Genomic DNA, 21,593 nt, shown 5'->3' with positions numbered 1-21,593 from the left:
TTATGTTGAGGCGCGTTTGACGGTCGATCCGGCCAAGGGAGAGGAAAGGCCATACCTGAGGATAGGGCAGCTCATGCTCTCGGTGGGATGCGGCCGAGACTTGGCAGCGAAGAGGCTGGCATGAAAGAACAGGGGCACTCGCCGGTCGAACGATGTCCCGCCCCTCCTTCCTGCTCATGGATGGCGCATCACCGTATTGAAAGCTTTGGATTGGACATTGCCGGGCGGATAGATCCGCCCGGCGCGTTCGCATCTGCTCAGCGATTAAGCAGCGCGATTGTGATCTGCCGGATGCTGCAGCCGAAAGCCGATCGCCAGCCGGTTCCAGGCGTTGATCATTGCAATACCGATAGACAGCGCCATAAGTTCGTCCTCCGAAAAGACGCTGTGAGCGGCTTCATAATCCGCATCCGGCGCGCGGCTCTCGGCGATATAGGTCAGCGACTCGGCCCACGCGAGCGCCGCACGTTCGCGATCCGTGTAAAGCTGCGATTCATGCCAGGCGTCCAGCAAGAGCATCCGCTCTTCCGTCTCGCCCTGCTTAAGCGCTTCCTGACGATGCATGTGCAGGCAATGGGCGCAGCCGTTGATCTGCGACACGCGCATCTTCACGAGCTCCATCAGTCTGGGATCGAAGCTTCTGGCGATCCATGCCTCGGCGGCGACGAGGCCATCGATGCCGCCATTCGTCCTGGCCAGTATGTTCAAACGCTTGGTCATCCTGTTCTCCGTTGATTGATTGCGATCGAAAGCTGGACGTATCGCCCGGATCACGAACTATCCCCGACGTCGCGGATCAACCATCTGGCCAGAAGGTGCGCCCGGCTGGTCTCTGATGTAGAAGTGCCTGGCCGATCGATCAGATTTCCCGTCATTTGTGCCAGCTCATCCTATACCTCAGTAGTGGATGGGCGCATCTCACGTAGAATGGTTTGCGATCGCAGACCCACGCATTCTCCCGGCATAGGCAACCGCTGCGTTAGGAGAAAGCAGATGCTCAAAATTATGAAGGTCTTGGCGCTTGGCGCCGCGATCGCCACGCTGGCCGTCGCCACCGCACAGTCCCAAGATCACGATCTCAAACCGACAATCGTTCTCGTTCATGGCGCCTTTGCTGAATCGTCGAGCTGGGACGCGGTGATCACCCGCTTGGCGAAGGATGGCTATGTAGCGATCGCGGCGGCCAACCCGCTTCGCAGCGTCGCGTCGGATGCCGCATCCGTCGCATCCGTCGTCCGTGCCATCAGCGGACCAGTGATCCTGGTGGGCCATTCCTATGGCGGACCGGTCATCACTGAAGCCGCGAACGGCAATCCGAACGTGAAAGCCCTGGTCTATGTTGCGGGTTTCATGCCGGATACCGGCGAATCCAGCCTCACCCTGTCGGGCAAATTCCCCGGCAGCACGCTTGCCGGTGCGCTCGCGCCCGTGACGCTGCCGGATGGCACGCAGGATCTCTACATCCAGCCGTCCAAATTTCATCTCCAGTTCGCCGCCGACGTTTCAGATGACAAGGCGGCGCTGATGGCTTCGACGCAGCGACCCGTCACTAAGGCCGCGCTCGCTGAGCCCTCCGGCGCCGCGTCGTGGAGGAAGCTGCCTTCCTACATGATCTACGGATCCTCCGACCGCAACATTCCGCCAGCGGTCATGCAGTTCATGGCCGAGCGGGCACACGCCGTGAAGACTGTCGTGGTCGACGGAGCCTCGCACGCACTCATGGTCTCGCATCCCGGCGAAGTCGCCGCCCTCATCGAAGAGGTGGCGTCCGCCAAGTGAATGGCAGCATTGTCGGTCTGGAGGTCTCTCCTCAAACGAAATTGCATGCACGGTTCCTGACCCCGCTGGCCGGCGTCGGTTTTCAGGACTGCCGCAACCATTACCGACCGAGAATGGGATCGCCCGCCCAACGCCACGATCCCACAGTCCGCAGACGCTTTCCACCAACAGTTTTCCGGGTCGGCGGTCACCGCCCTCATTCGCACTTCAATCATCGTGAAGGATAACAATATGCGCGACATTTCAAACCCATCGGTTGTCAGCGTCTCACGCCGCGACGCTCTGCTCGGCGGCCTCGCCACCGGCATCGTAGCGAGCTTGCCCGCGATCGCCACCGCAAAGACTCCGAAGCAGCCTCTCCCCGCCACCATCAATCACGGAAAGCAAGCCATGAGCACGATCACCACCAAGGACGGCACAGAAATCTATTACAAGGACTGGGGGACCGGCCCGGTCGTCACCTTCTCGCACGGCTGGCCGCTGAATTCCGATGCCTGGGACGGCCAGATGCTCTTCCTCGCCCAGCACGGCTTCCGCGTCGTGGCGCACGATCGCCGCGGCCATGGACGCTCCAGCCAACCGACGTCGGGCAACGACATGAACGGATACGCCGACGATCTGGCCGCGGTTATCGAGGCGCTGGACATCAGGGACGCAACACTGGTCGGCCACTCCACCGGCGGCGGCGAGGTTGCCCGCTATATCGGCCGGCATGGCACGAAGCGTGTCGCCAAGGCCGTCCTCATCGGCGCCGTGCCGCCGGTCATGGTCAAATCGGCGGCCAATCCGGAAGGCCTGCCGATCGAGGTGTTCGACGCGATCCGCGCCGGCCTCGTCAAGGATCGTTCACAGTTCTACCGAGACTTCGCCCTGCCATTCTACGGCGCCAATCGATCGGGCTCGAGTGTCTCCCAAGGCACCCTCGACCAGTTCTGGCGCTTGAGCATGCAGGCCGGCCTGCTCAACGCCTATGAATGCGTCAAGGCATTCTCCGAAACCGACTTCACGGAAGACCTGCGGAAGTTCGACGTGCCGACACTCGTCCTGCATGGCGAAGACGACCAGATCGTTCCGATCAAGGATTCCGCCGTCAAGTCTGCGCGGCTGATCAAGGGTGCTAAGGAGATTTACTATCCGGGCGCGCCGCACGGCATCACCGCCACGCATCAGGACCAGGTGAACGCCGACCTGCTCGCCTTCCTCAAGGCTTGAGCTGGCCACGGCTCGTGGAGCAAGCCGCCGGGCTCCGCGAGCCGTCCTGAACTGGCGCGGCCTTGCCGCGCCAGTTCCTCGATCCTTATTCCATCATCACGTTTCAGAGGTCAGCCAACATGCCGAAGACTTGGCTCATAACCGGCAGTGCCGGCGGGATCGGCCGTAGCGCGGCCGAACTCGTGCTCACACGCGGCGACAACCTCATCGCAACGGCCCGCAATGTCGACCGCCTTCTCGACCTTGCGCGCCGCTACGAAGAGCACGTGGAACTCATCGAACTCGATGTGACAGACGCGTCCGCATCGAAAGGCGCAGTCGCAGCGGCAATGGAACGGTTCGGCCGCCTCGACGTACTGCTCAACAATGCCGGCAATGCGCATCTCAGCCCCTTCGAGCAGATCTCGGAAGATGATTTCAAGGCTGAGATCGACACCAACTTCTACGGTGTGGTCAATCTGACGCGCGCAGCGCTCCCCGTAATGCGCCAGCAGAAATCGGGACATATCATCAACATCTCATCCAGCTCGGCGCGCTTCGGCAGTCCCGGTTCCACGGCTTATAGCGCGGCGAAATGGGCGGTGAGCGGCTTCACTGCTTCGCTTGCCAAGGAAGTCAAGCCGTTCGGCGTCAAGGCCGTCGCCATTGAGCCGGGCAGCATCCGCACGAATTGGACACGGGTCGCCCGTGGCCATGTCCCCCCGCTGCTGCCGGAATACGAACCGACCATCGGCGCGGTCATGAAGATGACGGAGGGCTATGCCGGCACCGAGCCCGGCGATCCCGACAGGGTGGCCGCCGTCATCTTCAATCTTTCACGCCGCGACGATTTGCCGGAACAGCTCGTCCTCGGAAGCGACGCGCTGGCACGAATTGCCCAGAATGATGTGGTCCGATCGACGGCCGCGCTCCAGTGGAACGAGGTCAGCCGGTCGACGGACTTTGACGAGGATGCCATGCCCCTGCGGCTTTTGGACTGAAACAGGAATCATCCAATCGGATGTCGGATACTATTGAGGCTTGACGGTTTTCCACCAGGGCGGCGACGGCAGCGCCGCAAATACATGGATTTCCATAAGTTGCGGCCGCGCAGTGGCGCGAATAGGGTACGACACTGGATCGCTGCTGCTGCTATCGAGACTAGCCACTCGATATGCTGGCGCCCCCCAAGCTTTATGTCCCTGCAGGAGCCGCCGATGACGCGCGTCTGGTCGTACCGCCCCCAACTCATGCGCCTTGGTCTGTTTTTTGCGGCCTATGTCCTGGGTTGTGGCTTCGCACAGGCACTTGCAATCGTACCCGGAACAGGCATTTCCATATGGCCTCCGAGCGGGCTTTTCATTGCAACCCTTATGCTCGCACCCAAGCAGAGCTGGCCGTGGTGGGTGCTGGTCGGCTGCCTCGGCGAGCTGTTCGGCAATGTCCTGTGGTTCCACAGCCCGCTGCCCGCCGCCGTCCTGATTTATGCCGGCAACGCGCTCGAAGCCATGGTCGGCGCGTGGCTCGTAAACCGGGTTTTGGGTCGGCCGGTTCGGCTGGAAACCCTGCGGGAAGTTCTGGTATTCATCGCGTTGGGTGCCGGAGTTGCCCCGGTGGTGAGCGCGACGATCGGAAGTGCGACGCTTGTTTGGTTCGGCATATTTTCACAAACCTTCTCAGGGGCCTGGCCGCTCTGGTGGATCGGGGATGCCACTGGCGTCCTGATCGTCGGGCCGCTCGCGTTGGTCGTGATCCAGAACTGGAACAGCAAGGCCGAGCTATCGGCTGCGCGATGGATTGAAGCGTGCGTCGTAGGACTTATCCTTCTCGGCGTCGCTGCCCTTTCGCTCGGCGGCTACCTGCCCTTCGCCTATATTATCATGCCGCCGCTGCTTTGGGCCGCGGTGCGCTTCGAATTCAAGGGGGCTGCCGTTACTCTTGCCCTCCTCGCGCTGATAACTGCGATCTTCACGATATCCGGCGCCAGCCAGTTCGCCGGAAATGCCGAGAGCCAGCGCCACAACCAGATTATGTTGCAACTCTTCCTGGCGATCTCGGCATTTTCGGCCCTGGTCGTGGCCGCCATATCCCGGCAGCACCAGCTCGCGTTGCTGACATTACGCCAGAGCGTGGAGGCCCTGCGCGACCGCGAGCGAGAGCTCTCGCAGATCGTGAACATGGTCCCAGTCCACATCAGACGGCTGACGCCCGAAGGCGAGCCTACCTTCTTCAACAAGCGCCTGGTGGATTTTTTCGGGTTTGACCTGCAACAGTTGAAGAGGCCAGGCACAAGCCAGTTGGCGGCAAACATTGAGACCCTGGTTCACCCAGATGATGCGTCCGGTCTACTGCAGGCGGTGCGCCATGCTGTCTCGACAGGCGAACCATACTCGATGAAGTATCGCATGCGCCGCGCGGACGGCGTCTATCGCTGGGTTGATGGCCGGGGGGAACCATTGCGAGACGAATGCGGGAAGATCGTACAATGGTTTGCGATCTCGATCGACATCGATGACGAGGTGCAGGCGCTGGAAGCACTGCAACAGAGCGAACGAAAGCTCCAGCAGCTCATCGACGCGGTGCCCGCTCTAATTTGGGCGACAACCTCGGATGGAATGCCATCCTACATCAACAAACGGTTCAGAGATGTAACAGGGGCCAGCCTGGCGGATATTACAGCGCCTGATGGGTCGCCATCGCTCAGTGTCATTCATCCGGAGGATGCCGACGCGGCCCGGCAGGCCATCCAGCATTCGTTCCGCACAGGCGATCCTTACATCCAAAGATATCGTCAGCACCGGACCGACGGCACCTATCGTTGGACCGAGACGCGCGCAGAGCCGTTGCGGGACGATACCGGCGCCATCCTGCAGTGGTACGGCGTCAGCGTCGATATCCACGATCTCGTGATCGCGCAAGAGGCTTTGCAACAAAGCGAGCGCCGCTATCGCGATGTGTTTCACTATATGCCCATCGGGCTCGCCCAGGTGGATGCCGGAAAACTGGTTCCGTTGTTCAAGGAGTTGCGGGCCGAGGGTGTCACGGACCTCGAAGTCTATATCGATAAGCATCCCGACTTTCTGGCGCGCGCCCTTGAGACCCTCGAAATCGAAGAGGCCAACCGCCACTTGACGGAAATGTTTGGGGCTAATGACCAGGAGGAGATGCGGGGTCCTATCACTCGCTATTGGCAGCCAGGCCTCGCCACCATCCGCCGTTCCATAGAGTCGCGTTATCGCGGCGAGGAGGTCTTTCAAGAGGAAACCAAGGTGGCGCGAATGGACGGCAGCGTCATGGACGTCGTTTTCGCAACCGCCCGCCCTGGCGCCATCGCAGACAAGAGCCTAGTCGGCTTCATCGACATCACCGAACGCAAGAAGGCCGAGGAAGCGCTGAAGAGCAGCAAGCGGCAATTGGAGCAGATGATCGACACCCTGCCGATCAATATCCTGAGCTTTGCTCCATCGCGCAAGATGACCTATGCGAGCAGACGATATCTGGACAATGTCGGTTTGCCGACACCCGACATCGAGAATTTCGATGCGCTGGCGCGAGATTTGGCTCACCCGGAAGACTTTCCGACCATGTTTCAGAGAGCAATTAATGGCTTTGCGACCGGCCAGCCTTTCGTAAACCGATTTCGTCGGCGCACCAAGGACGGAACCTATCGGTGGATTGAAGCTCGCGCGCAGCCTCTGCTCGATACCGATGGTGCGATCGTACAATGGTATATGATCTCGATCGATATCGAAGATGAGATGCTCGCGCAGGAGGCGTTACGAGAAAGAGAACGCTTTCTTTGGCAATTGGTGGAGACGCTGCCGGCAATGATCGATTGCGCCGCGCCGAACGGCGAGCCGGTCTATCGCAGCCAGCAACTCCGGGAATTCCTTGGCTACGAACTGGAAGACTTGGACGGCGCGAAGAAATCACGGCTGAATGGCACCCTCGACGCCGGAGTCCACCCAGAGGATCTTGCGGGGGTCAAGGAACAGTACGCTCGTTGCCTCTCGAGCGGCGAGCCCTACGCACGCAGGCACCGCTTGCGCCGTTTCGATGGCGAATATCGCTGGGTCGAGACGCGAGCAGCCCCGATGCGCGACAACGACGGCACCATCGTGCAGTGGAACGTCATCTGCCTGGATATCGATGGCGAGGTGCAGATGCAGGAAGAGCTGCGCCTGGCGCACGAGAGGCTGGCGCGCGCCAGCCAGGCGGCGAGCCTTGCGGAGCTTTCCGCGTCTATCGCACATGAGGTGAACCAGCCTCTTGCGGCGATCGTCGCCAATTCGCACGCGTGCTACCGCTGGCTATCGGCTGAGCCCGTCAATTTCGAGCGCGCCAAGATCACGACCGAACGGGTCATCCGCGATGCCAATTCGGCGGCGGAAGTCGTTAGCCGTATCCGGGCGCTGTTCAAGCAATCCGTGGAGAACAGGATCAGCCTGTCGCTCTCCGGCGTTATCGCCGAGGCGTGTAATCTGGTGGCAGGAGAGGCTTTGCGCCGTCGCATCCGGATCGACATCGACGTGGAAGGCAAGCTTCCGCCTATCGCGGTCGACCGCGTCCAGATCCAGCAGGTTCTGGTCAATCTCATCCGCAATGGTATGGAGGCAATGGACGCTGTCGCAGGGGAAAAAGCTATCGACGTGCGCGCCCGCCGGGTGGGCAGTGAAGTACAGACCGAAATAGGTGACCGGGGAAACGGCATCGAGTTCCCGGATCAGATCTTCGAACCTTTCTTCACGACGAAAGAGAACGGAATGGGCATGGGTCTCGCCATCTGCCGTTCGATCGTCGAGGCGCATGGCGGGCGTTTATGGGCCGAGAAAAATGAACCGCATGGCGCGCGGTTCATTTTCACCTTACCGCCCGTGGGGAAAGCGGCGCCATGACAACGGATGACCATGTTGTTTTTATCGTCGACGATGACGAACGCATCAGGGAGGCGCTCGGCGGGCTCCTGGAGACCCACGGCATGCGTGCCATCGCGTTCGGTTCGGCGGGCGACTATGTGGACACCGAGAAGCCGGATCTACCTGCCTGCCTGATACTCGACGTTGGATTGCCCGATATCAACGGCCTCGAACTGCAGCGGCAGATCGCCGAGGGCGATCATCCGCCGATCGTCTTCATAACGGGCCACGGCGACATCCCCTCCTCGGTGCGGGCGATCAAGCACGGTGCCGTGGATTTTCTCACCAAACCGTTCAGCGACACGGATCTTATAGCCGCGGTGCATACGGCGATTTCCGAGGATCGGAAAAGGCGATCGGAACGGGCTGAGCTGAGCCTGTTGAAACAGCGCTATCTCGAACTGACGCCACGCGAACGCGACGTGCTGCCGCTCGTGGTCAGCGGCCTGCTCAACAAGCAGGCGGCATCGGAACTCGGAATCAGCGAAGTGACGCTGCAAATCCATCGGAGGAATGTGATGCAAAAAATGGCGGCGGCATCGCTCGCCGACCTCGTGCGCATAGCGGAACGATTGGGAATACCGATCACTCATTCACGCCGGGCGGGAGGAAATTGAGCATGGAGAAGACAAGACCGATCGTCGCGATAGTCGATGACGACCCGCGGCTGCTCGAGTCGCTGGAGGAGCTGTTGGAATCCGCCGGCTATGCAGCTTGCTGTTTCCGCTCGGCTGAGCATCTGCTGACCCACGGCCTGTCGAACCTGGACCTGTTGATCACCGATATTGGCATGCCGGGCACGAACGGCTTTGAGCTTCGTGACATCGTCAACAAGGCGCGTCCGGAACTACCGGTATTCCTGGTCACCGGCCGCCACGAGATCGCCGACCAGGGCCGCGCGCGGGGCATCAGCGGCTTTTTCCGCAAGCCTTTCGATGCGCCTGCCTTGCTCATTGCGATAGGGGAAGCTTTGCAGACATCGAGAAATGGAGGGTGACATGAGAATTGACCAGCCGCTCCGCAGATCGGCACCGCGGTCGCGGCAGCATGAGAATGACACAAGTGAGCCAATCGTCGTCATCGTCGATGACGATGCGGCCGTTCGCGAGGCCTTGTCGGAGCTGATCCTCTCAGCGGGCCTGCGGCCCATGAGCTTCGCCTCGATCCGTGAAGTGCTCGACGCCGACATACTGGACCGCCCCGGCTGCCTGATCCTCGACGTGCGCATGCCGGGGGCGAGCGGCCTTCACCTGCAGCATCATCTGGCGGAGAGCGGCAATGCGAAGCCGATCATCTTCCTGACTGGACATGGCGACATTCCGATGACCGTGCAGGCGATGAAGGCGGGCGCCGTCGATTTTCTTACCAAGCCGGTGCGCGACCAGACGCTGCTCGACGCTGTGATAGCCGGCATCGCGCTCGACGCGGCGCGACGCGCCAACGCTTTGATCGTCAGGCGCAACATCGAGCGCCTGGAGACGCTGACGCACCGCGAGCGCGAGATCCTGCGCGAAGTGGCGCGGGGGCGGCTCAACAAGCAGATCGCCTTCGACCTCGGGATAAGCGAGGTCACGGTCAAGCTGCACCGCGCCAATGTCATGCGCAAGATGGAGGCCGGGTCGATCGGCGAGTTGATCAGGGCCTGGGAGACGCTGCCCATCGCAACGCGCGAGGCCGGTGGCGCCTCGTTCTGACGGGATAGATCCGGCCGGGGAATGCGTTGTGCTCACATCATCTCGATGGCCTTTGCCTCGCCTGCGATGAAGTCGCAGAACAGTTTGACGCGCAATGGCACGGTGCGGCCGAAGGCATGCAGTGCATTGAACGGCAGGCTTGGAAGCGCGATCTCCGATGCAAGACTTACAAGCGCACCAGCTTGTAACTCCTTCGCCACTAGGCACCGCAGCAGATAGGCGGCACCCACCCCTGCGAGCGCCGCCTGGATGAGCGCGGCGCCTGAATCGCAATAGACGCGACCCGTGGGAACAAAGCTGCTGCCGTCCGCCAGGCGTATAGGCTGGACTAAACCGCCGAGCGCGTAGCGGGCAAAAGGCACGGTTGCCAGATGTTCGACAGGCAGCGGGGGATTGCCCGAGGTCTCAAGAAAAGCCGGAGATGCGACGATTGCCAGCGGCAGGTCGGCCAGATGGCGGACCATGAGATCGCCCTGCGTCGGATTGCCGGCGCGCAGCACGACGTCGTAGTCCTCGCGGATCAGGTCAACGAATCGGTCCGTAAGGCCAATATCGAGATGCAGGTCCGGATTGTCCGCGGCAAAGCCCGTAAACAGCCGCGGTAGCAGCAGGGGCGCCAATTCGCTCGGCATGCTGACGCGCAGGCGGCCGGAGAGCGCGGCATCGGACCCGATCACCTCGTCGCTGGAATCCAGATCCTGCAGGAGCGGTGCGACGCGCTCGAAGAAAATCTGACCATCCTGCGTTAACGTCAGTGCGCGGGTGGAGCGCAGGAAGAGGCGCGCACCGACCTTCTTTTCAAGCCTCGCCACACTCTTCGACACTGCCGATGGCGTGGTGTCGAGCGCGCGCGCCGCGGCGCTGAAGGAGCCGGCCTGTACCGTCCGCACGAAGGCCATCAATCCAGACGTCTCGTTCAGTAGATTCGGCATTCGCGACTCCGCGGCACAAATCATGTGCCCGTTCATGATCTAACGGCTGAGGGTGCCCATCGTTTATCTCAACCACAGTTGAAAGGAGATAACCAATGCAGCACCTCAAAGACAAGGTCGCCGTTATTACCGGCGGCAATAGCGGTATCGGCAGGGCGACTGCCAAGCTTTTCGCCGAAGAAGGCGCGAGGGTCATCATCACCGGCCGGCGGCAGGATGTCGTCGACCAAGCGGTGCGCGACATCGGGCGTCATGCCATTGGTATCGTGGGCGACGTCGCCGACCTCGAACATCACCACAAGGTGGTGGACATGGTAGAGAACCATTTTGGTGGCCTCGATATCTATATTGCCAATGCCGGCGTCATCAATCTCACTGCGTCCCGCAATGTGACACCGGAAGACTATGATCGCCATTTCGCCATCAACACGCGCGGTGTGTTTTTCGGTGTGCAGACGATCGCACCGCTGATCCGCGATGGCGGCAGCGTCATCGTCACGAGCTCGCTGGCGGCAACAAAGGTCCTGCCGGACCACGCGGTTTACGCCGGCTCGAAGGCCGCCGTCGCCGCCTTCGCTAAGAATTGGGCGATCGAATTCAAGGCACGCCGCATCCGCGTCAACATACTTAGTCCGGGGCCGATCGAGACGGAAATTCTTGGCAAGCTCGGCGTGTCGGAGGCCGAACGCCCCGCATTTGAGGATCACATGGCATCGCTCATCCCGGCAGGGCGGATGGGGCGGCCGGAGGAGCTGGCGCGGGCCGCGCTCTTTCTCGCCTCCGAGGCGGGCAGCTTTGTCAACGGGATCGAACTTCATGCCGACGGCGGCATGACCCTGGCTTGAAAGGCTCGATACACCTAATCCGCGCGCCCGCAAGATCACAGTGCGACCGTGCGACGCGCGCCGAGAGCGAGTGAACGATACCGTCCGATCGCTGAAGCCGTGCCGGCGACCGAGGTGGAGCGCACCAATCGTTCTCCGGGGAGAACGTCTGGTTGCGCGCCATCACCGGAAATTGCGATAGTCATTCGTGAATGGCAGTCGTGGGTCGAAACGAGCCTGCGTCGACCGGCTTGCGGATGACAGTTCTTGGCGCGAAGCGGAAGATCGTGTTTTAGGGAACCGGGTCCCCAGCTAATTCTAGTGCGATCGTAGATTGCGAAATCGGAGTAGCGCGAAGCTGCGGCTAGCGGCGCGGAAAAGGTAACATGTAGCTGTAAAACCTGCAGGATTTCTGGAGACGATCATAAGATCAGAATGAGGCGGTACAGGCGTAAATTGTGCCTGCCTGGGGAACCTGGATTCTCACATGATTTCAATGGCTTAACAAGATAGCCTTGAAATTCCCTCTGCTTTTCCGTCGCGAGCGACCGTGGATGCCACCTTTGTGCCCTGGGTTTGGGCATCAGTCAACAGGATCGGGCGAGCGGCAATAATTGCCACCTTTTTCTGGTGGGGAATGGAAACTACTGAAAGAGGGAATAGGTCCAAAAAATGGCTTGCCTGGGGACCTTGGATTCTCACATGATTTCAACAGCTTAGCGAAAAAACCCTGAAATTCCCTCTGTTTTTCCGTCGCGAGCGACCGTGGATGCCACCCTTGTGCCCAACCGGAGGGGAGGAGCGGCAATTATTTCCGCTTTTGAGGTCCCAACTTTCCCTCTAACGATCACCGCGCGTTTGTCCCCTTGCGTCCCATATCTGTCGTTGCCATGCGATGTTTCATCTCGAGAAACAGACGTTGTCTCTGTGTGCGACCATCCACGCGACCTTCCAGCTTCGCGGCGCGCGACGGCAACCGCGAACGGGGCATTGGAAATGCGGCCTGAAATATTCTGCTTTGAGGTCCCTGCTCGGAACCCGATCATGGCAAGGCTTTGAAATCCGACCTTTGATAGCCATTAACTAGGGTCTTCAGTCCCTTGGGCGCGATCACCTCAACCTTGTCGCCCCATTGATAGAGATGCCACGTCATCTCGAGCCATCCCGATGCCTTGAACCGGACCAAAAGGCTCCCGTCATCCTGGCGATCCAGCACCTGCCGGGGGTGGAAACGGAAGCCGGCAGCGCGCTCAGCAGCCTCCGGTGCAAATCGCCAGATGACCTCTCCGAATTGTTCTGGATCCTGCCAGACACCAAAGGCCTGCGCGGCGTAGTCTCCGATAGTGAACCCTTCTTGCAGCGTGAAGCTTTCGTTCAGGGTTTGTGCCTCGTGAATGAGGTCGATGCGGAAGTTGCGCACCTCGTCCGCTTTGGCCGGATCGCGAGCAGCAAGGTAGGTCCGGTGGCCCAGCAGCACCCCATGTGGTTCCAGGATACGTGTCGCGCCATCCTGATTGTAGCGCACCCGCAGGCGGAAGGGGCCGCGAAGAGCTTCAATGATCGCATCGAGGATGTCTGGGGCCAAGCGAACTCGTGGGCCAGGTCGCATTACCTGGCCCATGGCCGTTAGAACCGCCTCGGCGTCGGCTTCGACCCGTGCTCGCGCCGGAACCCGCGCTAACATTCCCTCACGCAGGTCGTCCAGCGCGCGGGAGTGGCGTAGTCGACCCTCAGCCTCGGCAGTGCGAGCAGCGATCTCCAACGCTTCAATGCCAGTTTCATACCGCAGTTGAAGCCGGGCGAGGCCGGGATCGACTAGCCGCCAGCGCCGTTTACGGTCTGGCCCATCCTCTGCCTCCACGTTGCCGAAGGTTCCCTCAAGTGCTTCGGTCATGCGCTGGGCTGTGCGATGGGACACACCAAACTCCGCACAGATATCTTCGAGGCCGATGCCGCCCCGCCGCGCCGCTGCCATCTGCGCGAGGCGTATTAGATCCTGTGCCTTTGAAAAAGAAGACATGCGCACCGTCAGCCTGCCAGAATTTGTCACCCCCGTAAGCTAGAAATGTTTCTGCGTCCTGTCGAGCCGATTGCCAGATGAGTTACATGACAAGTGGCGCGGCAGGCGTACGAGAGCACTGAAAGGAAAAGCAATGCGCGGAAGTGTCATTAGGATCGAACGGATTTCCTCTCGCAGCGGCGCGGTGGAGGAACCGTCCGTCACTTCAAAAGGCTATCAGCTCGCCGACCCGGCGCATGGCAAGCACCGGCATCATGCCGACAATGCGACCTATGTGAAGACGCTGGAGGAGGCGGCGGTGCTAATCGAGCGTGGCTTTGCTCTTCGCATGAGCTCGAAAGGCAAACCTGGATCGCTGATCGCGGCGAAAAGCCTGCGGATCGTGCGGGCGCCCGCCGGCTGACAAGAGAAAGCTTTTTCGGGCACTGCGCATCAATTCAATCAATTGCGGTGTCTGACGCGAATTGACACCCATGGCGTTTATTTAAGAAGCTGCGATCTGGCGAGACGATTCTTCTTCGGGTTGCTCTTATTCGAGATTGTAGGGCGACCATGAGAGACATTGGCGGCACTATCTTTTTTTCGGCGACCGACCTGATGCGGTTCATGGGTTGCGCTCATGCGACTACACTCGACCTGATGCGGCTGCGCGGCGAGGGGCCGGAACCTGGTGAAGACAGCGAAGATGCGGCCCTGCTGCAAAAACAGGGCGATGCACACGAAGCAGCGCACTTGGAAAGGCTTAAAGTCTCGGGCCGGGCGGTGGTCGAGATCCCGCGTGGTGATCTGGCCGCGGATGCCGATGCCACTCGAGATGCGTTGGCGCAAGGGGCCGAGGTCTTGTTCCAGGGAGCGTTCCTGTCAGGCAACTGGGGCGGATGGTCGGATTTCCTGATGCGGGTGGATCGCCCTTCGACGCTTGGTCCTTTTAGCTACGAGGTGGCAGACACCAAGCTGAAACGTCGACCGCATCCAAAGCATGTGCTGCAACTCGTCCTCTATTCTGACCTGTTGATCGAGATTCAGGGTGTGGCGCCAGAATTCGCATATGTCGAATTGGGCAGCGGCGAACGCGCCATGCTGCGGCTCACTGACTACGCCCATTACGCACGGGCCGCACGGGCGCGGCTTGAGAGGTTCGTGGCTGACCCGCAACCGACACGGCCCATCCCTTGCGCCGATTGCGGCCTTTGTCGTTGGGCGGGTCATTGTGAAAGCGTTTGGCAGGCCGAGGACAGCCTGTTCAATGTCGCCAACATCAACCGTGGGCAGGTGAAGAAGCTGGAGGCTGCGGGCACTGCGACAATGGAGGCACTGGCTGGACTCGACCAACCCGTGCGAGGCATGGCCGAAGGAACCCGCCTTCGTCTAGTGACGCAAGCCCGGTTGCAGCAGGCCAGAAAGTCGGGCGGACCAACCTTCGAATTGCGCGCCCCGGAGCCGGGCAAGGGCTTTGACTTGCTGCCTGAGCCGCAGTCAGGCGATCTTTTCTATGACATAGAGGGCGACCCGCATTTTGACGGTGGGCTCGAGTATCTGCACGGTATCTGGCACGACGGGCAGTTTCGGGCCTTTTGGGCGCATGATCACGCCGCTGAGGCACGGGCGCTGGAGGATCTTCTGACCTTCTTCCGCGCGCGGTTGGAGGAATACCCGCAGGCCCGAATCTACCACTACGCTGCTTATGAGATTACCGCGCTTCGGCGACTGACTGCGAAATACGGGATCGGCGAGGCCCTCCTCGATCGCCTGCTGCGCGAGCGGCGCTTTGTTAACCTATTCGCCGTGGTGCGGGGCGGACTTATCGGATCAGAGCAGAACTATTCCATCAAGTCGATGGAGGCGTTTTACGACCGCAAGCGTGAGGGCGAGGTCAAGACGGCGGGCGGGTCGGTTGTCGCTTACGAGAATTGGCGCGAGACGAGCGACCAGCACATCCTGAATGAGATCGAGGATTACAACCGCATCGACTGTATCTCGACCGAAGAATTGCGCGACTGGTTGGTGAGCATCCGGCCGCCGGGCCCTTGGCCGCAGCCTGGCCAGGACGCAGGACCGAAAGAGACCGAGGAGGACGCTGAGACGCAAGAGTTGCGCGCCACTCTTGCGACAGCGGGTTTGCCCGAGGATCGGCAGGCGATGCTATTCAACCTCGGCCTGTTCCACAGGCGCGAGGCCAAGCCCGCGCAATGGGCGGTGTTCGATTCAGCGACCAAAGATGAGGAAGATCTGATCGACGACCTCGACGCGCTTGCGGGGCTTGTGACGATCGGCCCAGTGACGCCTGTCAAGCGTTCCTTCGCGCGGAGCTACCGCTTTCCGCCGCAGGAGACCAAGTTGCGCGGCGGAAAGAGCGCCACCGTGCCGGTCGTCGACGGCCCGCCCGTCTCGGTCAGTATTGAGGAGATAGATCGCAGGACGAGGCAAATCACGGTTAAGGCCGGGCCGGGCAAGGATCATCTTCTGACTGACCGGCTGACGTTGCATCCTGATTGGCCAGTGGACACCAAGGTGATCGCCACGGCTTTGCGCGACGTGATCGCCGATCAGTGCGGCCCGCGCGCCTATCGTGCTGTCGATGACCTGCTGTCCCGTGCGGTTCCCCGCCTCACCACCGGCCCGTTGCAGCCCGTTGCCGATCCGGTTGCGGGCATCATCGCCGCTGTGGGCGCGATGGACGGCACCGTGCTGCCGATCCAAGGACCACCAGGGACCGGCAAAACCTATGTCACCGCCCGAGCGATCCTGTCGCTGGTGAAAAAGGGCGCGCGCGTTGGCGTCACCTCGAACAGCCATGAGGCGATCCGCAACGTGCTGATGGGCTGTCTCAGCGCCCTGGAAGACGAGGATCTGCCGATCACGCTAGATCTCGTCCACAAGACCTCAGCCGAGGAGGATAGCTACCCCGACAATTGCCTCGTTCGTCGCACTAACAGTAATGGAGATGCTGCTGCTGGCAGACATGTGGTCGGTGCCACCGCTTGGTTTTTTGCCCGCGACGAGAACGTGCAGGCTTTCGACTGCCTCTTCGTGGACGAGGCCGGACAGGTCGGTCTCGCGAACATGGCAGCGATGGGCCGGGCGGCGCGCAACATCGTGCTGGTGGGTGACCCACGTCAACTGCCGCAGGTTATTCAAGGCGCGCACCCGGAACCCGCGAACCTCTCCTGCCTCGACTGGATGTTGGGCGACCACGCTACCGTGCCGTCGGACCGGGGCATCTTCCTGCCCGTCTCACGCCGGATGCACCCGGATGTCTGCCGCTTCGTCTCGGATCAGGTCTACGAGGGGAGACTGGAAAGCCATCCCGACACCGCACTCCAGGCCGTTCGAGGCACAAGCTTCCCCGCGGCCGGCGCGTTCTGGGTGCCGGTGCCCCACGAAGGGAACGCGCAGATTGCGTCCGAGGAGGTCGCGGCCATCTCCGCTGCCACGACCGATCTGCTGAAGGGCACATGGACCGGCAAGGACGGCACCACGCGCCCGATGCGCGCAAGCGACATCATCGTCGTCGCTCCCTATAACACGCAGGTCAACGCGTTGCGTGACGCGCTGCCGGAAGCTATCCGTGTCGGCACGGTAGACAAGTTCCAGGGACAGGAGGCGCCGGTCTGCCTTGTCTCTATGACTGCATCGTCGGCCGACGAAACTGCGCGTGGGACGGAGTTTCTATTTTCGTTGAACCGGATCAACGTGGCCGTGTCCCGCGCGAAAGGATTGACGCTGGTCTTTGGCGCGCCGCGTCTGCGCGAGGCGAAGTGCGATACCGTCGAGCAGATGCGGCTGGTGAATACGCTGTGCGCGTTGCAGATGATACCTTTCGGAGAGGGAAGTGCATGATTGACAATGATGGCTGGCTGGTTATCAGGAAGGAGCAGGCCTTGGCATACGGCAAGGAGCTTTCCAGCACGCAGTTTCTGGTTCGTGTCGGATCGACCACCATGCGTGAGGGTACGCCCAAGGAGAAGCGCAATCGCCCTGAGCGTGATCGGCTGGTTGCTTCAGGCATCTTGGTGCCTGATGACAATCCGGCACTCTTTCGATTTGCCAAGGACCATGTCTTTTCCAGCAAAAGCGCCGCTGCTGGGGTCGTCATCGACGGCAACAGCAACGGCAGCCATTGGAAGAACGACGGCTTGGACGGCGCAGTGACTGCTGGTTCTGAATCGCAACAGGCATTACTCGACCTCCTGACCAGGAAGGAAATCGATGCAGCGATGCTCGATTGCGACCGATTGGGCCTGAATGGCTTCCTTTCGAGAGCTGGATTCGTCCGTCCGCAAGTTTGGGTCAAAGGAAGCGTCGGGGAGCAGACCTATCCCGCCAAGGCAACTGTCGCGGGATCTCTTGCGCATTTGCCCAATGGCCGTGCGCTATCGGCTAAGGAGTTCTTCCATGGTTTCGGTGAAACACAGGCTTTCAGCACGCTTGAGCGACTGGGGTACGAGGTTGTCAGAAAAGAGGAAGCTTTAGAACCTGAACCCATGGGGCGCGACGCGATTGAAGCTGCAATGGATGCTTATGACTCCTATCGAAGCAGCGGGGCGAATGCGGACGTATTCGAGGCTTTCGGTGAGCCGCGGGACTATTGGGTAAGGTCAACCAGACTGCGGCCTAACCGAGTTTATCCGTCAAAACCGGTTCATTTCTGCGCGAACGGAACCAAAGGCAGTTCAGGCGGATGGGGTGGTCCCACCTACTCGGCAGCGGCGCTCCACAACTCAGGCTTCATCATCGTTGATCAAGACGACAAGCCTGTTGTTCCACCAGACAAGGATTATCTCATAAAAGGTGCAGATCGCGCACGGCTTGTCGCATTGAACTATTTCATTGAGCCCGCCCGTGAGAGGGGCGATGCGAAAGTGGCTGTGCGCGTTGGAGATGTGTCGGAAAAACTATTCCCTACCCATCACTATCGCAATGTTTGGTCCGCCTTGCGTAGCGAGGCGTTTCAGGAACTGGCGAGAGTCCCCAAGCCAACACAGACCGGGGTCGATGAAAGTTCGGCGACCATACTGACCTATCAACTCACCCCCTCGAAAGGGCAGTCCAGCATGAGCCCTGATTACTCCGCCCAGACGCCCGCTACCAATCTCATCCTTTACGGCCCGCCTGGTACGGGTAAGACGTACCAAACAGCCTGGGAGGCTGTCCGGCTTTGCTTGGGCGACACGGAAGCAAAACCCTTCCTAGGCAATGACAAACGCGACGCGCTGATGGCCGAGTACCGCCGCCTCGTGGACAGCGGACGCATCGAGTTCGTCACGTTCCATCAGTCGATGTCCTATGAGGAATTCGTCGAGGGCCTGAGACCAACGACGGGTCGATCGCCTGATCCCGAGGCGCCGCTGGAAGAAGAAGTTTCCTCGGGGTTCCGGCTGGAGCCACAGGCCGGCATTTTCAAACGCATAAGCGAACGAGCCGCAGACGATCGCGGCGACGCCGGGGCTGGTGGGCTAGACCGGACGCGCCGGATCTATCGCATCGGCCTCACCGGCGAGGATTGGCGGGCGGATCTGCAGCGGGCCATCGACGAGAAGGAAATTGCTTGGGGCTTCGGGGGCGATACGGATTGGTCCGCCCCGGAATACGAGGATTGGGAGGCGATCAAGCAACGCCGGAAGGTCGATGATGCTTCGGTCAAGGGCAATCATGCTACGGTCTATGGAACGTGGCTGGTGCGATCGGGCGCGGCAGATGGGGCCTATGTCATTCTCACGGTTGGTCGAAACAGGGTGGTTGCATTCGGACGCTTCGCCGGCGACTACAAGTTCACACCATCGTCGGAGGGTGCGGCGGCGAGGCACGCGCGGCCGGTGGAATGGATATGGACCCATCCAGCAGGGATCGATCGATCCACGTTCTACGAGACACCCTTTACCTCGTTTCATCCGATCTATCCGCTCGAGCGGGACCTGATCGACTGGCCGGCTCTGGAGTCCCAAGTCCTCGGCTCCGAGGCGCCGGCCAATCCACGTCCCCACGTCCTCATCATCGACGAGGTGAACCGGGCCAACATTTCGAAGGTATTCGGGGAACTGATCACGCTTCTGGAGCCCGACAAACGGCTTGGCACGGCGAATGAAATCCGGCTGACCTTGCCCTATTCAAAGAAGCGCTTCGGTGTTCCGTCCAACCTTCACATCATCGCCACGATGAACACGGCCGACAGGTCGATCGCGCTTCTGGACACCGCACTCCGCCGCCGGTTCACCTTCCGCGAGCTGATGCCGGATCCCGATGTGCTGCGGGCTGACGTAGAAGGGATCGACCTGCGGAAGCTTTTGCGCACGATCAATGAACGGATCGAGTATCTGTTCGATCGCGAACACCAAATCGGGCATGCCTATTTCACCGGCTGCGACACTCGCGCCAAGATCGCGTCGGTGATGCGATACAAGGTGATCCCCTTGCTGGCCGAGTACTTTTACGAGGACTGGTCGAAGGTTGCCGCAGTTCTGGGCGATGCGGCGCAAGACAGTCCACGGTTCCTGGTGCGAGAAGTCATCACTGCTCCAGCCGGGCTGGACACCGACACGTTCTCCGGCGCGCGGTATCGATGGCGCGTCCGGTCAGAGGTCCAAGGTGACAAGAATGGCGGCTTTGATTTCACAAAGTTCGAAGTCTGATGGCCGCCTTCAGCGTGCTGGAATACCGGTCGCTCCCACGCGGTGACGGGCCCGGTTGCATCCCGGACTTGATGGCGGATCGTTTGGCCGCGGTCGCCAAGGCGTCGACCTTTGCCGGACGGGGCGAACGTGGCGTGCTGGAGGACCGTCGGGATGAATTGCGGGCCCGCGGCGTTGTGGGTGTCGTCGCCGCTGAAGATTGCAGCCTGGAGATCCTTCCAAAGATCGACGTGCCCGCCGCAGACGGCTCGATCGAAGAGCGGAGCGAAATCCGCAAGCGTCTTGTCCACATGCTCGCCGTCGCGCTGGACATGAAGATCGAGATTGGGCTCTTGTCGGATCTGGAGTGGCAGCACGAAACGCTTCTCGAAATCCTGATCCGGATATTTTGTGACAAGCTGACAGAAGCCGTGCGTCGCGGCATGCCTCGGCGATATATTGGCCACGAGGACGACTTGCCCGCACTGCGTGGCACGCTCGACGTGCCTCGCCAGTTCACCCGCCATGCGGTGAACCCCGGCCGCCTTGCATGCCGATTTGAAGAGCTGTCGACCGACATCGCCTTGAACCGCATCATGAAGGCCGCACTTGCACATCTTTCCAGGCTGTCGCGTAGCATCGGTAACCTTCAACGAATTCGGGAACTGGGATTTGTCTACGCCGACATTTCGACTGTTCCGGTGCCCGCTCTGCGTTGGGGCGAGGTCGTGATCGAACGGACCAATCGCGGTTGGCAGGATCTGTTCGAGATGGCGCGGATGTTCCTACGCAACCAATTCCAGACGACGAACTCCGGTGCCGGACAAGGAACTGCGCTTCTTTTCGAAATGAACACGCTTTTCGAAGAGTACGTCGGGCGACTGGTCGCGCGCGCGATGGCCGGGACAGAGTACCGTGTTAGTCTGCAAGGTGGTCGAGAGTACTGCCTCACGGCGCAAGATAGTGGCCGTCAGGTTTTTCAGACCAAACCTGACATCCTGATCCGCCGCGGCGATCAGGTTGTTCAGGTGATCGACACCAAGTGGAAGCGGATATCTTGCCGGATCGATGATCCCAAACAGGGCGTTTCCCAATCCGATATTTACCAGATGATGGCCTACGCCCATCTCTATAAGGCACCTCGCTTGACGCTGCTTTACCCCCACCACACCGGGCTTTTGGGGGGCGATGGCATCCAAGGGCAGTTCTGGATTTCCGGACAGGCGACGACACTTGAAACTGTGAGCATCGATGTGGCACTCGGCACTGACGACGATATCGCAGCACGCTTAAAGAAAATGATTGTTCCCAAAAATGGGGAACATCTCTGGTCTCTTTCGTAAAACAACAGCTCGACGGAACGGAAATCTGGAGAGTCTTCGTCAGACCTGCGTCATCCGCCAAACCGCTTGGCGAAAGGCGTTTCTTGATCCGACTACAGAACCCTCCCGTTTCTGCAGGGGCGGGAGCCGCCGCATTCCCTACTTGACCGAACGGCCGCTATCCTACGCTTTGTGGCCAAGAGTGCACGGTCTGGTCCCAGCCAGCTTTCGTGCGGCGGCGGATAGCGTTTTCGATCTTGGGAAATCACACAACGATTTGCCACGAATTGTAGGTAACTAGCTGTAA

15 protein-coding genes are annotated in these 21,593 nt (G+C 60.5%); 12 read left to right on the top strand and 3 right to left on the bottom strand.

The features are described from left to right. Nucleotides 1-264: 264 nt before the first annotated feature. Nucleotides 265-720: a carboxymuconolactone decarboxylase family protein gene (locus RLEG4DRAFT_RS59305; RefSeq protein ID WP_003574488.1), complete on the bottom strand. Its 456-nt coding sequence runs from the start codon at nt 718-720 to the stop codon at nt 265-267. 273 nt (nt 721-993) lie between these two features. Here RLEG4DRAFT_RS59305 and RLEG4DRAFT_RS59300 point away from each other — a divergent pair, with 273 nt between their 5' ends. The 7 genes from RLEG4DRAFT_RS59300 to RLEG4DRAFT_RS59270 all read left to right on the top strand — a co-directional run bounded on the left by RLEG4DRAFT_RS59300 (nt 994) and on the right by RLEG4DRAFT_RS59270 (nt 9,580). Beyond that, nucleotides 994-1,779 (top strand): alpha/beta fold hydrolase, encoded by a 786-nt coding sequence (locus tag RLEG4DRAFT_RS59300; RefSeq protein ID WP_003574490.1) that lies wholly within the window; start codon nt 994-996, stop codon nt 1,777-1,779. A 231-nt stretch (nt 1,780-2,010) separates the two neighbouring features. Further along, a complete protein-coding gene (locus RLEG4DRAFT_RS59295) occupies nt 2,011-2,991 on the top strand; it encodes an alpha/beta fold hydrolase (RefSeq protein ID WP_003574491.1) in 981 nt (326 codons plus the stop codon). Nucleotides 2,992-3,110: 119 nt separating this feature from the next. Then, nucleotides 3,111-3,971, top strand: a complete 861-nt coding sequence (locus RLEG4DRAFT_RS59290) for an SDR family oxidoreductase (protein ID WP_003574493.1) — start codon at nt 3,111-3,113, stop codon at nt 3,969-3,971. A gap of 216 nt (nt 3,972-4,187) precedes the next feature. Then, the gene (locus RLEG4DRAFT_RS59285) at nt 4,188-7,865 is read left to right on the top strand and encodes a PAS domain-containing protein (protein ID WP_003574495.1); all 3,678 of its coding nucleotides are present in this window, start codon (nt 4,188-4,190) and stop codon (nt 7,863-7,865) included. Next, nucleotides 7,862-8,503 carry a response regulator transcription factor gene (locus RLEG4DRAFT_RS59280; RefSeq protein WP_003574497.1) on the top strand — a complete coding sequence of 214 codons (642 nt, stop codon included), beginning with the start codon at nt 7,862-7,864 and terminating at the stop codon, nt 8,501-8,503. Before RLEG4DRAFT_RS59285 ends, RLEG4DRAFT_RS59280 begins: the two co-directional genes overlap by 4 nt. A gap of 2 nt (nt 8,504-8,505) precedes the next feature. Further along, nucleotides 8,506-8,883 (top strand): response regulator, encoded by a 378-nt coding sequence (locus RLEG4DRAFT_RS59275; protein ID WP_003574499.1) that lies wholly within the window; start codon nt 8,506-8,508, stop codon nt 8,881-8,883. A 1-nt stretch (nt 8,884) separates the two neighbouring features. Then, nucleotides 8,885-9,580: a response regulator transcription factor gene (locus RLEG4DRAFT_RS59270; RefSeq protein WP_003574501.1), complete on the top strand. Its 696-nt coding sequence runs from the start codon at nt 8,885-8,887 to the stop codon at nt 9,578-9,580. Between the two features lie 32 nt (nt 9,581-9,612). Here RLEG4DRAFT_RS59270 and RLEG4DRAFT_RS59265 read toward each other — a convergent pair whose 3' ends face one another. Further along, nucleotides 9,613-10,548, bottom strand: a complete 936-nt coding sequence (locus RLEG4DRAFT_RS59265; protein ID WP_171898162.1) for a LysR family transcriptional regulator — start codon at nt 10,546-10,548, stop codon at nt 9,613-9,615. A 59-nt stretch (nt 10,549-10,607) separates the two neighbouring features. Here RLEG4DRAFT_RS59265 and RLEG4DRAFT_RS59260 point away from each other — a divergent pair, with 59 nt between their 5' ends. After that, nucleotides 10,608-11,357, top strand: a complete 750-nt coding sequence (locus RLEG4DRAFT_RS59260; RefSeq protein ID WP_003574504.1) for an SDR family NAD(P)-dependent oxidoreductase — start codon at nt 10,608-10,610, stop codon at nt 11,355-11,357. A gap of 1,021 nt (nt 11,358-12,378) precedes the next feature. Here RLEG4DRAFT_RS59260 and RLEG4DRAFT_RS59255 read toward each other — a convergent pair. Beyond that, nucleotides 12,379-13,356 carry a helix-turn-helix transcriptional regulator gene (locus RLEG4DRAFT_RS59255; protein ID WP_003574506.1) on the bottom strand — a complete coding sequence of 326 codons (978 nt, stop codon included), beginning with the start codon at nt 13,354-13,356 and terminating at the stop codon, nt 12,379-12,381. Nucleotides 13,357-13,489: 133 nt separating this feature from the next. Between RLEG4DRAFT_RS59255 and RLEG4DRAFT_RS59250 the strand changes: the two genes are divergently transcribed. The 4 genes from RLEG4DRAFT_RS59250 to RLEG4DRAFT_RS59235 all read left to right on the top strand — a co-directional run bounded on the left by RLEG4DRAFT_RS59250 (nt 13,490) and on the right by RLEG4DRAFT_RS59235 (nt 21,307). Next, on the top strand, nt 13,490-13,759 hold the full coding sequence (locus RLEG4DRAFT_RS59250; RefSeq protein WP_003574508.1) for a hypothetical protein: 270 nt from the start codon (nt 13,490-13,492) through the stop codon (nt 13,757-13,759). Between the two features lie 149 nt (nt 13,760-13,908). Then, on the top strand, nt 13,909-17,196 hold the full coding sequence (locus tag RLEG4DRAFT_RS59245; protein WP_003574509.1) for a TM0106 family RecB-like putative nuclease: 3,288 nt from the start codon (nt 13,909-13,911) through the stop codon (nt 17,194-17,196). Then, nucleotides 17,193-19,985: an AAA family ATPase gene (locus RLEG4DRAFT_RS59240; protein WP_003574511.1), complete on the top strand. Its 2,793-nt coding sequence runs from the start codon at nt 17,193-17,195 to the stop codon at nt 19,983-19,985. Before RLEG4DRAFT_RS59245 ends, RLEG4DRAFT_RS59240 begins: the two co-directional genes overlap by 4 nt. Continuing rightward, complete coding sequence (locus tag RLEG4DRAFT_RS59235; RefSeq protein ID WP_003574513.1) at nt 19,985-21,307, top strand: McrC family protein; 1,323 nt, start codon at nt 19,985-19,987, stop codon at nt 21,305-21,307. Before RLEG4DRAFT_RS59240 ends, RLEG4DRAFT_RS59235 begins: the two co-directional genes overlap by 1 nt. The last annotated feature ends 286 nt before the right edge of the window (nt 21,308-21,593 follow it).

Source organism: Rhizobium leguminosarum bv. trifolii WSM2297, from assembly GCF_000271845.1.
Note: the sequence above shows the minus strand (reverse complement) of the source record. Positions and strands in the feature narration are given on the sequence as shown.